Below are 14,394 nucleotides of genomic sequence, written 5' to 3'. Positions count from 1 at the left end.
GCGTTAAAACCCGATGCAACCGCCCGACCATACCTGCCAAAAAGGGACAGGTTTGTTTTGGTCGGTCAAGCGTTTTACCTACCAAAATAAACCTGTCCCTTTTTGGCAGGTTTTGACGATGTCCGGACGAGCGGGTATTATCGAACATGCATTCGATAAGAACATGTGTTTGATGGGAGGACGCGTGGGGGACGGGCGTCACACCTATATCTGCATCGACCTCAAGACGTTTTATGCCAGCGTCGAGTGCGTCGACCGCGGGCTCGATCCGCTCACCACCCACCTGGTCGTTGCCGACGAATCACGCGGGCGTACGACCATCTGCCTCGCCATTACCCAGGCCATGAAGGACCTCGGGATACACAACCGCTGCCGCCTGTTTGAGATTCCCGACGGCATCGACTACATCAAGGCCGTACCGCGCATGCAGCACTACATGGAGGTGTCGGCGCAGATCTACGGTATCTACCTGGAATACGTCAGTCCGCAAGACGTTCACGTCTACTCAATTGACGAGTGCTTTATCGACGTGACACCCTATCTAGAGCTCTACCATACCAATGCCAAAAGCTTTGCCTGCATGCTGCGCGATGAGGTCCTCGCGCGCACCGGCATCACGGCGACAGTCGGCATCGGCCCCAACCTATTCCAGGCCAAGGTGGCGCTCGACATTACCGCTAAGCACGTACCCAGCCGCATCGGTATACTCGACGACGAGACCTTTCGCAAGGAGATCTGGCCCCATCGCCCCATCACCGATATCTGGGGCATCGGCCCCGGCGTGGCAGCCCGCCTCGAAAAGTACGGGGTATACGATCTGATGGGCGTTGCCGCGCTCGACGAAAACCTGCTTTACGACGAACTCGGCGTCAATGCCGAGTATCTCATCGACCACGCCTTTGGGCGCGAGCCGACAACTATCGCCGATATTCAGGCCTATCGCCCGCAGGCAACTTCAACCACCACAGGACAAGTGCTCTCGAAGGGTTATGCCTACGAGCAGGCCTACACCATCTTGCGCGAGATGGTCGATGCCGCCGTACTGGACTTGGTCGATAAGCATGTAGTCTGCGACAGCATCTCGCTCTTTGTGGGCTACGCGAGCGAGCGCGCCGACATACGCCGCCTCGACGCCAGCGGCACAGCGCAATATGTAGACGGATGCGGGCATTTGCGTTCGAGCACGTCGAGCATCGAACCCGCCGCAACCGCCGGCCCCGAGCTCGCACCCCGTGCACCCAAGCCCGTCCAGCGCGATGACGAACGACGCCGTCTGGTGCGCGAAGCACAGGCAATCGACGGCATCTTTGTGGGAGAGCATGGCGGCAAACCGCGTGGCGGCTATGCCGCGCTCTTTGCGCACTCTAACGCTTCGCGCAAGCTGCCCGAGCGCACCAATTCGTTTAAGAAGATCATGGGCCATTTCGATGAGCTCTGGGCGCAGACCGTCGATCCCAAACGACCGGTCAAGCGCATCAATTTGGGCTTTGGCAACCTCATGCCCGAGGAATTTGCCACCATCGATCTGTTTAGCGATGTTAAGGCCGATGAACGCGAGCGTGACCTGGCCCGCGCCGTTCTGGCCGTGAAGGGCAAGTACGGCAAGAATGCCCTGGTCAAGGGATTAAGCTTTACCGCCGGCGCCACCGCACGCGAACGCAACGATCAGGTAGGAGGACACCGTGCCTAAGGCCCAACAACAGCCGATGCGGCCACCGACGCCTTTTGAACGCCTGGCGGACCCCGAGGGAAGACGTCGCGCCGCCGACCCCAGGCTCACCGCCAACGGTGCCGTTCGCGCCAACCGCGCCGCGCAGTTTATGCCCTTTGCCGCCCTCACGGGATACTATGAGCTCGTGCGCAAACAAGAGATCTCTGTTGAGCCCAAATGCGAACTCACGGAAGAAAAAGCCCTCGAGCTTTCAAAAAAGCTCGAGGGCCTCAAACGCGGCGACTTAGTGCGCGTTACTTATTACGATACATACGGCTATCGCAGCCGCACCGGCATTCTCGACGAAGTGCTCCCCGCGTTCAAGCTGCTCAAACTCCGAGACATCGCCATCGGCTTCGACGATATCCAAGACATCGAGCTGCGCGGCCGAGCCTAGGCGCAAGCGCACGCCCGGCCCTACGGCTTTATGACGTAATAGCCCGCATCCCTCACGGCAGCCTCAAGCACCTCACGATCGATCGGGTTTTTAGAACGGATGCACGCCGTGTGGTCTGTATACGTCACCGTGGCCCAAATGCCATCGAGAGCGTTGAGGGCGTTCGTCACATTTTGCGCGCAGCCGCGGCAGCTCATACCGCCAATAAGCAGTTCATCGCTATAGGGATAGTGAGACACATCGGTGTCCGCGACCGCGACCCTCTTGATCTTCTTTCTGCCCGCCCCATCGCCGCAACAGCATGTGCCATGCGTCGATGCGACAATACGCCGGAATCCAAAAAATAAGCCGGCGGCTATGACGCCATCGCCTTCGGCTGCCCCGCCATGGGCTCCGAGGAGCTCGAGTACGATGAGTTTCAGCCGATGTGGGACGAAGTCAAGGAGACCCTCGGCGACAAGAAGGTCGTCCTCTTTGGCTCCTATTCTTGGGCCGAGGGCGAATGGATGGACAACTGGAAGGCGGACGCCGACGAGGCCGGCGTCAACGTCGTCGATTCCGTCATCTGTTACGACGCCCCCGGCGCCGAGGCAGAGGCCGCCTGTCGCGCCCTTGGAGCCGAGCTCGCCTAACGGCGATAAGCTCCGCCCATACGCGGCTCTGCACCAAAACACATTCGCATCCCAACAAAAACGGGGCTGGATCCAAATCCAGCCCCGTTTTCTGCTATGTCAGCCACATAAAGCAGCTACGAGATATTGCCCAAAAACGCCTTGGTGCGCTCGCTCTTGGGATGGTCGAAGACCTCGCCCGGCGTGCCCTCCTCCACGATAACGCCGCCGTCCATAAAGACGACGCGGTCGGCGACGTCGCGGGCAAAGCCCATCTCGTGCGTCACCACGATCATCGTCATGCCGTCACGCGCAAGATCGCGCATGACACCCAGAACGTCGCGGACGAGCTCGGGGTCAAGCGCCGACGTAGCCTCGTCAAAGAGCATCACGTGCGGATTCATCGACAGGGCGCGGGCGATGGCCACGCGCTGCTGTTGACCGCCCGAAAGCTGGCTCGGCATAAAATCGATGCGCTCCGCCAGACCGACCTTGGTCAGCTCCTCGACGGCAATCTTCTCGGCCTCTTCCTTGCTGCGCTTGAGCACCTTTTGTTGCGCAAGCATGACGTTCTTTTTGACCGACAGGTGCGGAAACAGATTGAACTGCTGAAACACCATGCCCAAGTGCGTACGCACCTTATTGAGGTCGACGCCCTTGGCGCACACATCCACGCCCTCAACGACAATCGAGCCGCTCGTGGGCTCCTCAAGACGGTTAATGCAGCGAAGCATCGTCGACTTGCCCGAGCCCGAGGGGCCCAGGACCACGACGACCTCGCCCTTGTGCACATCCAGATCGATGTCGCGCAGGACCACGTTATCGCCAAAGGCCTTCTGGAGATTCTTGATGCTGACGACGACCTCGTTCGAGTTATTGGTTTCGCTCATAATAGAACCTCCTTACAGACCTGCAATATGATCGGCGGGTGTCGCGACAACCTGTCCGGCGCTCTTGGTGGGACGCTTCTTTTTGGTTTCGGCCGTCCCCAGAAGCCTCGCCTCAAGACCGCTCACCAAGCGCGCAAGCGGCAGGGTAATGACCAGATAGAACAGGGCGGCAACCACATACGGCGTGATGGAGCCCGTCGTCGCCACGATGGTGCGGGCATTCATGACGATCTCGACCACGCCCACGGCGGCGAGCAGTGACGTATCCTTGTAAAGCAGGATAAACTCGCTGGTCAGCGTAGGCAGGACATTGCGGAACGTCTGCGGAATCATAACGTAGAGCAACGTCTGGAAGGCATTCATGCCCAGCGAGCGGGCAGCCTCGTTTTGGCCCTTGGGAATCGACTGAATACCGGCACGGAAGATCTCGCACAGGTACGCAGACGAGTTCATGGCCATGACGATAACGCCCAAGACGTAGTCGTCCACCTTGACGCCGGCAAGTGGCAGGCCAAAGAACGCGATATAGATCTGCAGGAACGCCGGCGTACCACGGATGATATTCACGTAAATGCCGGCAAGACAGCGCAGGATGCGCGACTTGGAGATGCGCATGAGCGACAAGGCAAAGCCAAAGGGGATTGCCAGCGGAAACGCCACAAGCACGATCGAGAGCGACATAAGGAAGCCCTTAAATACGACCGGCAGGCTCTGGACCAAAATGACCGGGTTCAAGAACAGGCGCAGGAACATATTGGAATTCCAAGCCTCGACCCACGACTGTTCCTTAAGATCGGCCTGGAAGTTATCGAAGGCCGTCACGCCCTTAATCTCGACGGAAGGAATCTTGGAAATCTTCTTGGTCGAACCGTCGGCGAGCGTATAGGTGCCGCCAAAGGCCTCGTCGCCGCCTTCGACGGGGAAGGTCACGCCGTATACCTCGACACGGAAAAAGCCGCCGGCAGGCGCCGTCTCGCCAAAGTCGATCTTGAGCGTCTGGCCATCAGCCGTGCACGTGGGCTTCATGGGTGTGCGATCCATGAGGTCCTCGCCCGAGAGCATCGTCAATCGCGTGTCATCGGTACCAAACGTCGTGCCGTCGACAAACGTCAGCGAAAGACCGCTCAGCTCCTCGTCGGCATCGGCCTGAACTTCCCAGGTAATGCGTGTCTCGGTGCCGCCGACCACATCGCTGCCCGAACCGGTGTTGGGTCGGGCGGTAATCTTTGCGGTCTCAAGCGCTTGGGCAGTCGAGGGCGCAGATGCCCCCACACACACCAGCGCGAGCGCCACGGCCATGACACAGGCTAGCTTTTGGAGCAACGCGGGTAGTGAAGAACGCTGCTCCGCGGCCCCTTTGTTCAGTCGAGACAAGGTGGCTCCTATCGTAGAAGTTGCCGGCAAAAAGAGACGGAAACACTCTCCGTCGAGAGAAGCGCAAAGGCCCTCTCCGCTAAACGGAAAGGGCCCACACGCAATCAAGTATCTGTTTACTTGATGTTGTACTTAGCCATGAGGGCGTCAACGGTACCGTCGTCGGTCAGGTCCTTGATGGCCTGGTTGATGTCGTCCTTGAGCTTGGTATTGCCCTGGTTGATGGCAATGGCGTACTCCTCGCCGGTGCTGATCTGTTTAACCGTGTGGCAGGTATTGAACTGCTCGGCGGTCAGCTGGCTCGCAACGGAGCGGTTGGTGACTACGGCATCGCCCTTGTCGGACTGCAGGGCGCTGAAGCAATCGGTAGCGTCCTTGTAGGGGATGATCTTGGCCTTGGGGAAGTTCTCCTGAGCAAAGGCCTCGGCGGTCGAGCCAGACTGGACGATAATGGTAGCGTCGGCGTTGTTGAGCTTCTCGCTGTAATTGTCGGCCGTGATGTCGGTGTTATCGACCTTGGTCACGATAGCCTGATCGTCCATGTAGTAGGAATCGGAGAAAGCGACTTCCTTCTCACGCTCGGGCGTGTCGGTGATAGCCGCAATGGAGACGTCATACTTGGTGCCCGAAGCGACGCCGGGGACGAGCGTGTCGAAGTCGTTGTTGACGTACTCGACATCCAGGCCCAGCTTGTCGCCGATAGCCTTGATGAGCTCAAGGTCAAAGCCCTGATAATCGCCGTTGTCATCCTTGTACTCAAACGGAGCGTACTCGGCAGAGGTGCCGACGGTCAGCGTACCGTCCTTGACGAGCGCGTACTCCTTGGAGCCGTCGACCTTCTCGACCTTAGCGTCGTCAGAGCTGCTGGAACCGGCATCAGAACCAGAGGTGGCGTTGGACGAGCCGCAGCCCGTCAGTGCGAGGGCGAGCGCCATGGCGCCCGTGGCGGCAAATGCGCCAAGCTTCTTCAGCTTCATAATCAGTCTCCTTCCAATGGCCCCATGTGATTCAGGGGCCTGCAAAAACTGAGGGCTATTATGCACCCGCGTGAGAGAATCTGCAATTAGAAAACTGATTGAAACAAACCCATAACGTGAATGGGACACTCGCTTTGTGACAGTCATTACTGCTGTAACGACCTTAATAGCGTAATTTCCGCTGCATAACCTGCAAGTTCGTTCGGCGTTTCCAAAATGAATGGCAGTGATCGCAGGCGGCTATTCGATACAATATTCTGCATAACCTGCATTCCACCGCCAAGTTCCTCGCTGCCGAGGTAACCCTTGCCGATGCACTCATGCCGGTCCTTATGGGCACCGCGGGGATTCTTGGAATCATTGATATGCACAGCGCGCAGGCGCTCGATACCCACCACACGATCGAACTCGTCGAGCACACCGTCAAGATCTTGGACGATATCATAGCCGGCGTCATTTACATGGCAGGTGTCCAGGCAAACGCCCAGCTTGGCCGACAGCTCGGGGCGCCTGTCAGCAACGCCCTCGATGATGATCGCCAGTTCCTCAAAGCTGCGGCCCACCTCGGTGCCCTTGCCGGCCATGGTCTCGAACAGCACCGTCGTCTGCTGGCCCTCAAACATCACCTGGCACAGGGTGTCGACGATCATCTGAATGCCGGCGTCGGAGCCCTGTCCCACATGCGCACCGGGATGGAAATTGTAGTAGTTACCGGGCAGCGCTTCCATACGCTGCAGATCCTCAACCATGGCCTCCAGGGCAAACTCGCGCGCCCGCTCTTTGGCCGAGCAGGGGTTATAGGTATACGGAGCATGGGCCACGAGGGGACCAAAATCGTTTTGTTCCATAAGCTCGCGCAGGGCCGCCACGTCATCCATGTCAAGGTCTTTCGCCTTGCCGCCGCGCGGGTTGCGCGTAAAGAATGCAAAGGTATTGGCGCCAATGGATAGCGCCGTCTCCCCCATCGCCCGATAGCCCTTCGTCGTGGATAGGTGACACCCAATCGTCAGCATCCCCAGCTCCCCCTCATCAGTTACGGTGAAATAGTTCCTGTTGATGCCTTATTCTGCCGCAAACAGGAACTATTCCACCGCAAGTTATAAAAGGGTCATGAGGAGCGCGTTTTGCCGAAGGCCTTAAGCGCCGCCGTCACGGGGCCAGGCTGGAAACGTCGGCGCACATCGTCGAGACGCTCGGGAATATCGATATGCTGCGGGCAGTGCCGCGCGCATTTGCCGCATTTGACGCAATTGCTCACCAACTTGGGCTCGCTTGTGCGCACCGCACTCGCCGTAAAGTACTGCGATAGACCCGTAAACCAGCTGTGCGCATAGCTTGCGTTGTAGGCGGCAAAACACCCAGGAATATTGATGCCTTTAGGACACGGCATGCAATAGCCGCATCCCGTGCAGGGCACGCGATTCGATTTTTCAAACTCCGTCAGCACGTGCGCGATGGCATCGAGCTGAGTAGCCGTCATCGAATCCGGCAGGGCCCGATCAGCCAACGCCGCGTTCTCATCCACCTGCGCGGTATCGGTCATACCCGAAAGCAGCATCGTCACCTGAGGATGATTCCACACCCACGAAAGCCCCCAGGCGGCAGGGGTGCGCAAATGCGGGTCACGGGCGCTATCGAGCACAGCGCGGGCCCGCGGCGGCAGCTTGCCCGCCAGGCGTCCGCCCAAAAGCGGCTCCATCACAAACACCGCGAGGCCTCGCTCGGCGGCGGCCATGAGCCCCGCCGTTCCCGCTTGGTAACGCTCGCCGGCATAGTTGTACTGTATCTGGCAAAAATCCCAGTCATATGCGTCAAGCATCGTCAGGAAATCCGCCGCGCTGCCGTGATACGAAAAACCAATCTGGCGAATGCGCCCCGCCGCCTTTTGACGCGCGATCCAGTCCTCGATGCCCAACGCCACCACACGTTCCCACTGGGCGGGCGAGGTGATGTTGTGTATAAGGTAGTAGTCGATATGGTCGGTCCGCAGCCGACGCAGTTGCTCGTCGAAGATGCGGTCGAAATCATCCGCGCACTTGCACGAAGCGTGCGGCAACTTCGTCGCCAGCAACACCCGGTCACGCAGCCCCAAGCGCTCAAGCGAGGCGCCCACGCACGCCTCGTTACCGGGATAGAGATACGCGGTATCCAGATAATTAATCCCCTGCTCCACCGCACGGGAAATGATGGCATCGGCTGTCTTCGCATCCGGACGTCCCGGCGCACCAGGAAATCTCATGCAGCCCAGACCCAGAGCGGATATTCGGTTACCACTTTTGGGGTCAACGCGGTATTGCACGGCCCCTCCCTTCGCCATCAGCGCCCCGGCAAGGCGAAACACAAGGGTCACGCGGCCGAAACATCGTGGAATCGCAATCGAGAACGTATCGTAACGCAGCAGAAATCGAGCTGTCACGGCACCGCTTTAACATCAGCAAAAAGCCCGATGAAAGGAGGCGAGCGTGACCACACACGAGGATGCCTACCCCTATCCCGGCGAACAATGCACCCTCTCGGTCGACCGCTACCAGATCGAGATCATGGACCATCTGGACGAGCTTCCCGCCACGGGCGCCGTCATCTTCTGCACCTTCCCCAAGGTGCGCGATGGCGTTGGATATCCCGCGCGCGTTTTTGCCATCTGCCCCGCGGCATAAGTTCCCATGCATTTGTTCTTCTAAATTCAGCCTCCGGTGTACGCCACATGCCCCAGCGGCATACAATCCATCAGGCGCCCCATATGCGGGCGCCTTTTTGTGAGGAGATGATTCACATGCAGATCAACAAGGTCGCCTTTATCGGCAAGGGCGGCGTCGGCCTGCTCTACGGCAGTATGATTGCCAAGGCCCTCGGCAATGACGCCGTCGAATACGTCATGGATGACGCGCGTTTCGAGCGCCACGTGGGCGATGCGCTCACCGTCAACGGAAAGCCCTGCGCGCTCAAGTCCGTCCGCGCCAGCGAGGCAACGCCCGCCGATCTGGTCATTCTCACGGTCAAGACGACGGGGCTCAACCAAGCACTCAAGACTATGGAGCGCGTCGTGGGACCCAACACGCTCATCGCCTCGCTGTGCAACGGCATTACGAGCGAGCAAAAAATAGCCGAGCGCTTTGGCTGGAAGCGCACCGTCCTGGGCATCTGCCAGGGCATGGACGCCGTATTCCTTAACGGCGCGCTCACCTTTACCAATGCGGGCGAGATTCGCTTTGGCGCGGCAGCAGGCACCGAGCCCGCAACCGTCACCGCCATCGATGAGCTCTACACGCGCTGCGGCATCGCCCATACCGTCGAGAGCGACATTGCGCACCGCATGTGGGCCAAACTCATGCTCAACGATGGCATCAACCAGACCTGCATGGCCTATGGCGGGACCTACGGGAGCGCCACGGAACAGGACTCCGAGCAGCGTCGCTGCTTTGTTTCCGCCATGCGCGAGACACTTGCGGTCGCCAACGCCGAGGGCGTTGAGCTTACCGAGGCAGACCTGACGCAGATGGTGCACCTCATCGAGGGAATCGACCCCGCCGGCATGCCCTCGATGGCGCAGGACCGCATCGCACAACGTAAAACCGAAGTCGAGGAGTTCGCGGGCACCATTTGTCGCCTGGCCGCCAAACACGATATCCAAGTGCCACAAAACGATTGGCTCTACCAGAGGATTCGCGAAATAGAAAGCAGCTGGTAGCCTCGCCCGCACGGCGACGCGCGCAATGTAAGCAGACAGGCCTTCGCGAGGATCCCATCGCTCGCGAAGGCCTGTCGCATTTAGGCCGAGGCTAAAACTGAGGCTCGTTTTGCGACTCCGGGACCTCGTCCTCGTCATCGCGGCAAAGCACCACGCCGGCGCTTCCCAACAGCGCCGCTGCAATCAAGGCGCTCACAACCACAGGAGCGGCACCCGTAGTGGACTGCAAGCCGGCAACTAACGCCGCCGTCGGACCAAGACATCCGATCAAAAGGGCAACGACGGCAATAGCGACATCTCGAGCGTTCATGGGATCACTTCCTCCACGAGAAAGACCTTGTTTCTCATGACTTAGTGTGCCCCGCGCCCATATGCCCAACGTAGTGCCACGGTAAGGGCTCTGTTAACCCAGATGCATATAAAAACGGGCGACTTTACATTGCCCGAAAGCTCAGTAAAGACGCCCGTCCATCATGTGCAATCGATGCCGACAGATTACCAACCGGTGTAGTAATCGGTAGTTCCGGCTGCGCAACCCGAATCGTAGACCTTGCACTCGCCCTTAGAGCCCGTAAAGGTCGAGCCCTGGGACTTATCGCTCGCAGCCACCACGTAGTAGCCGTCGGAATCACGCCAAAAGCCCTCGGAATCCAGCGTCCACTCACCCGTGCGGTGGTGATACAGCACGTTGCTGCTGTAATAGGTCTCGCGACGACCGTTGTAGTTATTGACGCCGCTCGAGCGCGTCAGGCCCGAGCCGTTCGCGTAATACGCAGCAGACGCGTAAGACGAGCCGGAGCCGGCGTTGTAATACGAAGCCTGAACGGCCTCGGCAGCTTCTGCCTCGACGGCCGCAGCCTCGAGCGCCTCGCGCTTAGCATCCTCGAGCGTGGAGCGAAGCTCGTCGAGCTCGGCCGACTTCGCGTCGACCTCCTCCATCGTCAAAAGACTGCCCGCACCGTCGATACAACCCTGCAGTACAGCGCGCTCGTCATCGGTGGCATAGTCACCGTACATGTTCATGATGATCTGCGCGCGGACCTCTAGGGAATCGCGCTTGGCCCCCATCGAGGCGTTCCACTCCTGCATGGAGCCAAAGCCGTCGCTACGATAGTCGACGGGCTGCATCAGGGTCGCCTCGGACGGCGTTGATCCGACCGCGTCGGACAGTGTTGCCGCGTGGGCATCGGTTACGCCGGCACCCACTAAAAGCGCCACGGCAAGCGTGGCAGAAAGGGCGGCGGCCTTCGGTTTTCGTGAATCGATCCTCATGTAGCTGGAAACCTCCGTAGTGAGTTTTTGCTGCGTTTAAGCTGCGTGTGATTCGATCGCGCTGCATAGTACCCCGAGTAAATCGCGACCTGCGGTTTTTCTCAAAAGGTGCACGTCATTTGCGTAAAACTCACATCCTCTCAACAGGAGTTTTCCACAACTCGCATGCATAAAGCATGCCAAAAACCCTGTAATAGCGCCCTTCCTATGCAAAAAAGGCGCCTGCGCAACCATTGTTCGCGCAGGCGCCTTGAGCAGGCATTTTATGCAGTTATACCTATCGAGTCGCAAGGGGCCCTTGCACAAGTCGCCCTACTCGTCCAGCGCGGCAAAGGCCTGCTTCAGATCCCAAATGATGTCCTCGGCGTTCTCGGTACCAATGGAAAGACGGATTGTAGAGGGCGTAATGTTCTGCTCGGCAAGCTCCTCGGAAGAGAGCTGGGAGTGCGTGGTGGTAGCCGGGTGCACGACGAGCGACTTGACGTCGGCCACGTTGGCGAGCAGCGAGAACACCTGCAGGTGGTCGATGAACTTCCAAGCAGCCTCCTGGCCGCCCTTGATCTCGAAGGTGAAGATCGAGGCGCCGCCACGGGGGAAATACTTCTGGTACAGCTCATGGTCGGGGTGCTCGGGCAGGCTCGGGTGGTTCACCTTGGCGACGTGGCCGTCACCGATCAGGAACTCAACGACCTTCTTGGTGTTCTCGACATGGCGGTCAACGCGCAGCGACAGGGTCTCGGTGCCCTGGAGCAGGACCCAGGCGTTAAACGGGCTAATGCAGGCGCCCTCGTCACGCAGCAAGATAGCACGGACATAGGTCGCGAAGGCAGCGGGGCCGGCGGCCTCGGCAAACGAGACGCCATGGTAGGAGGGATTGGGCTCGGCGATCTGCGCATACTTGCCGCTCGCCTTCCAGTCAAAGTTGCCGCCATCGATAATCACGCCGCCCAACGAGGTGCCGTGGCCGCCAATAAACTTAGTTGCAGAGTGAACGACGATGTTGGCGCCGTGCTCCAGCGGACGGAACAGATACGGGGTGCCGAAGGTGTTATCGACAACAACCGGAAGACCATGCTTCTTAGCGACCTCGGAGATAGCGTCGATGTTGGGGATATCGGAGTTGGGGTTGCCGAGCGTCTCGAGGTAAATGACCGTGGTGTTGTCCCTGATGGCGCCCTCGACCTCGTCCAGGTTGTGGGCATCGACGAAGGTGGTCTCGACACCAAACTGGGAGAGCGTGTGCTCCAGCAGGTTGTAGGAACCACCGTAGATGGTCTTTTGGGCCACCACATGGTCGCCGGCCTGAGCGAGGGCCTGCAGGGTATAGGTGATGGCGGCGGCGCCAGAGGCGACGGCAAGACCTGCAACGCCGCCCTCGAGCGCGGCAATGCGGTCCTCAAAGACGCCCTGGGTGGAGTTGGTCAGACGACCGTAGATATTACCGGCGTCGGCAAGGCCAAAGCGGTCAGCGGCGTGCTGGGAGTTGCGGAACACATAGCTCGTGGTCTGGTAGATAGGCACGGCGCGGGAATCGGATGCGGGGTCGGCGCTCTCCTGGCCAACGTGCAGCTGCAGGGTGTCGAAACCAAAGGTGTGCTCGGGGTTGTTGATAAACTGGCTCATGATGATCTCCTTGATCGAACAAAAGTAATATGAGTAAGAGAAGTAAGTCGCCGTCTCCTGATCACGCCGACGGGCGCAAGCAGGAGCCCGGCATTCGTCTTAGTAAGCAGTTCATATGCGGTCCTCCTTTTGACATCCCGTTCTCGTGGTCGGCTTAATTACCTACCGCCTTTGTGTGTTTTGAATAGTACGAGCATTGTTTCGCGCGGTCAATCACTTAAAAGCGCTAACCTGTTATCGGTTTTTTAGATAGCTATCGAAAGGACGGGTGCCGATGACCCTCCAGCAGCTTCGTTTTCTTATCGCCGTGGCAGAATCCGGCTCAATTAACGCCGCAGCTCAGCGCCTCTATACCGCGCAATCCAATATCTCCAACGCCGTCAAAAGCCTAGAGCAGGAGCTCCGTCTGGAAATCTTTACGCGCTCCAGCCGCGGCGTCACACTCACCAACGACGGCACCGAGCTTTTAGGCTATGCGCGCCAGGTCGTAGAGCAGGCCGATATGCTCGAGGCCCGCTACGAGGACGGCGGCACACCCCAGGCACGCCTTGCCGTCTCGGCCCAGCACTACGCTTTTTCGGTCGAAGCCTTTGTCAACGTCGTCGAGCGCTGCCGCGACAGTAAGTTTGAGTTCATCATGCGCGAGACCACCACATCACAGATCATCGACGACGTCCGCGCATTTCGCAGCGATATCGGCATTCTGTATCTGGATGACTTTAACGCCCGCGTCCTGCAGAAGGCCTTCGCCGACGCCCGCGCAAGCTTCCATCCCCTCTTCGATGCAACGGTCCACGTCTTCGTTAGCGAGCGCCATCCGCTCGCACGCCGCCCCCAGCTATCGCTTGCCGACCTTACGCCCTATACGCGCTACAGCTTTGAGCAGGGGACCTCAAACTCCTTCTATTACGCCGAGGAGCCGTTTAGCTATATCCCCTGCGACCGCAACATCCGCGTTTCCGACCGTGGCACGCTCACCAATCTGCTCATCACGTCGAACGGTTACACTTTGTCGACCGGTGTCCTCTCCAATGAAATGCAATGGGGCATGGCATCGATCCCGTTGGCAGACGCTCCAACGATGCGCGTGGGCTACATCATGCACGATGAGCGCAAGCCCTCTCCCCTGCTGCGGCAATACCTCGACGAACTCGATCGCATCATCCACGAAAACCAACCATTTGGGGACGGGATAGAAATGGCAGATTTAAAAGCCCTCTAGCTCTTGACAATTCAGGTCGCCCATCTTTCTTGGCGACAACGTCTCCACCATCCTTGTGGAGCGGCGCGCCTCGCATAAAACAGGATGGACCGGCGATACAATAGACAGCCGCAAGAGAGGAACTCGACGAAAGGAAGTCTGTGAAGGTCATCATCTATACCGACGGCTCGGCTCGATCCAATCCGGGACGCGGTGGCTACGGCGCCGTGCTCAAATACACCAACCCCGCCGGCAAGACCTTCACCTCCGAGCTTTCGCGTGGCTACGCCAAGACCACCAACAACCGCATGGAGCTCATGGCGGTCATCGTGGCGCTCGAGGCACTCAACCGTCCCTGCGAGGTCGAGGTCCACTCCGACTCGCAGTACGTCGTCAACGCCTTTAACAGGCACTGGATCGACGGCTGGAAAAAGCGCGGGTGGAAAACTGCCAACAAGCAGCCCGTTAAGAACCGCGACCTGTGGGAGCGCCTGCTTGCCGCAAAGAGCAAGCATAAGGTGGAGTTCATCTGGGTTAAGGGGCATGCCGGCCACGAGCTCAACGAGCGCTGCGACGAGCTCGCCACCACTGCGGCCGATGGAGTCAACCTCGATATCGACACCGGCTTTAACGAGAGCGACCTGTAATAG

At 59.0% G+C, this 14,394-nt stretch carries 16 protein-coding genes; 7 read left to right on the top strand and 9 right to left on the bottom strand.

Annotated features, from left to right (window positions below):
* Positions 1-118: 118 nt before the first annotated feature.
* Positions 119-1,690 carry a DNA repair protein gene (locus tag ACQRAP_RS02925; RefSeq protein WP_427794848.1) on the top strand — a complete coding sequence of 524 codons (1,572 nt, stop codon included), beginning with the start codon at positions 119-121 and terminating at the stop codon, positions 1,688-1,690.
* A complete protein-coding gene (locus tag ACQRAP_RS02920) occupies positions 1,683-2,108 on the top strand; it encodes a hypothetical protein (protein WP_427727796.1) in 426 nt (141 codons plus the stop codon). The genes ACQRAP_RS02925 and ACQRAP_RS02920 overlap by 8 nt, the downstream gene beginning before the upstream one ends.
* Before the next feature lie 20 nt (positions 2,109-2,128).
* Here ACQRAP_RS02920 and ACQRAP_RS02915 read toward each other — a convergent pair whose 3' ends face one another.
* Positions 2,129-2,347, bottom strand: coding sequence for a heavy-metal-associated domain-containing protein (locus tag ACQRAP_RS02915; RefSeq protein WP_427718562.1), 219 nt, complete (start codon positions 2,345-2,347; stop codon positions 2,129-2,131).
* A gap of 147 nt (positions 2,348-2,494) precedes the next feature.
* On the opposite strand from ACQRAP_RS02915, the gene ACQRAP_RS02910 reads away from it, so the two are divergent.
* Complete coding sequence (locus ACQRAP_RS02910) at positions 2,495-2,740, top strand: hypothetical protein (protein WP_427794847.1); 246 nt, start codon at positions 2,495-2,497, stop codon at positions 2,738-2,740.
* A 116-nt stretch (positions 2,741-2,856) separates the two neighbouring features.
* Here ACQRAP_RS02910 and ACQRAP_RS02905 read toward each other — a convergent pair whose 3' ends face one another.
* The 5 genes from ACQRAP_RS02905 to ACQRAP_RS02885 form a co-directional block, all read right to left on the bottom strand.
* Positions 2,857-3,609: an amino acid ABC transporter ATP-binding protein gene (locus tag ACQRAP_RS02905; protein ID WP_427794846.1), complete on the bottom strand. Its 753-nt coding sequence runs from the start codon at positions 3,607-3,609 to the stop codon at positions 2,857-2,859.
* 12 nt (positions 3,610-3,621) lie between these two features.
* Positions 3,622-4,983, bottom strand: a complete 1,362-nt coding sequence (locus tag ACQRAP_RS02900; protein WP_427793867.1) for an ABC transporter permease subunit — start codon at positions 4,981-4,983, stop codon at positions 3,622-3,624.
* A gap of 116 nt (positions 4,984-5,099) precedes the next feature.
* Entirely contained in the window at positions 5,100-5,960 is an 861-nt protein-coding gene (locus ACQRAP_RS02895; protein WP_427793865.1) for an ABC transporter substrate-binding protein, read from the bottom strand.
* Between the two features lie 146 nt (positions 5,961-6,106).
* Complete coding sequence (locus ACQRAP_RS02890) at positions 6,107-6,973, bottom strand: deoxyribonuclease IV (RefSeq protein ID WP_427793864.1); 867 nt, start codon at positions 6,971-6,973, stop codon at positions 6,107-6,109.
* 95 nt (positions 6,974-7,068) lie between these two features.
* Positions 7,069-8,259: an aldo/keto reductase gene (locus tag ACQRAP_RS02885; protein WP_427793862.1), complete on the bottom strand. Its 1,191-nt coding sequence runs from the start codon at positions 8,257-8,259 to the stop codon at positions 7,069-7,071.
* A gap of 163 nt (positions 8,260-8,422) precedes the next feature.
* Here ACQRAP_RS02885 and ACQRAP_RS02880 point away from each other — a divergent pair, with 163 nt between their 5' ends.
* The gene (locus ACQRAP_RS02880; RefSeq protein ID WP_427793860.1) at positions 8,423-8,617 is read left to right on the top strand and encodes a hypothetical protein; all 195 of its coding nucleotides are present in this window, start codon (positions 8,423-8,425) and stop codon (positions 8,615-8,617) included.
* Between the two features lie 116 nt (positions 8,618-8,733).
* The gene (locus ACQRAP_RS02875; RefSeq protein WP_427794845.1) at positions 8,734-9,648 is read left to right on the top strand and encodes a ketopantoate reductase family protein; all 915 of its coding nucleotides are present in this window, start codon (positions 8,734-8,736) and stop codon (positions 9,646-9,648) included.
* A 91-nt stretch (positions 9,649-9,739) separates the two neighbouring features.
* On the opposite strand, the gene ACQRAP_RS02870 is transcribed toward ACQRAP_RS02875, so the two are convergent.
* The 3 genes from ACQRAP_RS02870 to ACQRAP_RS02860 form a co-directional block, all read right to left on the bottom strand.
* The gene (locus ACQRAP_RS02870; RefSeq protein WP_154517389.1) at positions 9,740-9,958 is read right to left on the bottom strand and encodes a hypothetical protein; all 219 of its coding nucleotides are present in this window, start codon (positions 9,956-9,958) and stop codon (positions 9,740-9,742) included.
* A gap of 185 nt (positions 9,959-10,143) precedes the next feature.
* A complete protein-coding gene (locus ACQRAP_RS02865; protein ID WP_427793856.1) occupies positions 10,144-10,920 on the bottom strand; it encodes a hypothetical protein in 777 nt (258 codons plus the stop codon).
* A 312-nt stretch (positions 10,921-11,232) separates the two neighbouring features.
* Positions 11,233-12,543: an O-acetylhomoserine aminocarboxypropyltransferase/cysteine synthase family protein gene (locus ACQRAP_RS02860; RefSeq protein WP_427747968.1), complete on the bottom strand. Its 1,311-nt coding sequence runs from the start codon at positions 12,541-12,543 to the stop codon at positions 11,233-11,235.
* A gap of 274 nt (positions 12,544-12,817) precedes the next feature.
* Here ACQRAP_RS02860 and ACQRAP_RS02855 point away from each other — a divergent pair, with 274 nt between their 5' ends.
* On the top strand, positions 12,818-13,765 hold the full coding sequence (locus ACQRAP_RS02855) for a LysR family transcriptional regulator (RefSeq protein WP_427747969.1): 948 nt from the start codon (positions 12,818-12,820) through the stop codon (positions 13,763-13,765).
* A 140-nt stretch (positions 13,766-13,905) separates the two neighbouring features.
* Complete coding sequence (gene rnhA / locus ACQRAP_RS02850; RefSeq protein WP_370450639.1) at positions 13,906-14,391, top strand: ribonuclease HI; 486 nt, start codon at positions 13,906-13,908, stop codon at positions 14,389-14,391.
* Positions 14,392-14,394: the final 3 nt, after the last annotated feature.

This window comes from Collinsella sp. SGI.180 (assembly GCF_050313455.1).
Lineage (GTDB): Bacteria > Actinomycetota > Coriobacteriia > Coriobacteriales > Coriobacteriaceae > Collinsella.
Note: the sequence above shows the minus strand (reverse complement) of the source record. Positions and strands in the feature narration are given on the sequence as shown.

Excerpts from the sequence above, each read along its gene's own strand:
- ACQRAP_RS02925 (WP_427794848.1), top strand. The coding sequence starts at position 119 with ATGTCCGGACGAGCGGGTATTATCGAACATGCATTCGATAAGAACATG.
- ACQRAP_RS02910 (WP_427794847.1), top strand. The coding sequence starts at position 2,495 with ATGGGCTCCGAGGAGCTCGAGTACGATGAGTTTCAGCCGATGTGGGAC.
- ACQRAP_RS02905 (WP_427794846.1), bottom strand. The coding sequence starts at position 3,609 with ATGAGCGAAACCAATAACTCGAACGAGGTCGTCGTCAGCATCAAGAAT.
- ACQRAP_RS02895 (WP_427793865.1), bottom strand. The coding sequence starts at position 5,960 with ATGAAGCTGAAGAAGCTTGGCGCATTTGCCGCCACGGGCGCCATGGCG.
- ACQRAP_RS02890 (WP_427793864.1), bottom strand. The coding sequence starts at position 6,973 with ATGCTGACGATTGGGTGTCACCTATCCACGACGAAGGGCTATCGGGCG.
- ACQRAP_RS02875 (WP_427794845.1), top strand. The coding sequence starts at position 8,734 with ATGCAGATCAACAAGGTCGCCTTTATCGGCAAGGGCGGCGTCGGCCTG.
- ACQRAP_RS02870 (WP_154517389.1), bottom strand. The coding sequence starts at position 9,958 with ATGAACGCTCGAGATGTCGCTATTGCCGTCGTTGCCCTTTTGATCGGA.
- ACQRAP_RS02865 (WP_427793856.1), bottom strand. The coding sequence starts at position 10,920 with ATGAGGATCGATTCACGAAAACCGAAGGCCGCCGCCCTTTCTGCCACG.
- ACQRAP_RS02860 (WP_427747968.1), bottom strand. The coding sequence starts at position 12,543 with ATGAGCCAGTTTATCAACAACCCCGAGCACACCTTTGGTTTCGACACC.
- ACQRAP_RS02855 (WP_427747969.1), top strand. The coding sequence starts at position 12,818 with ATGACCCTCCAGCAGCTTCGTTTTCTTATCGCCGTGGCAGAATCCGGC.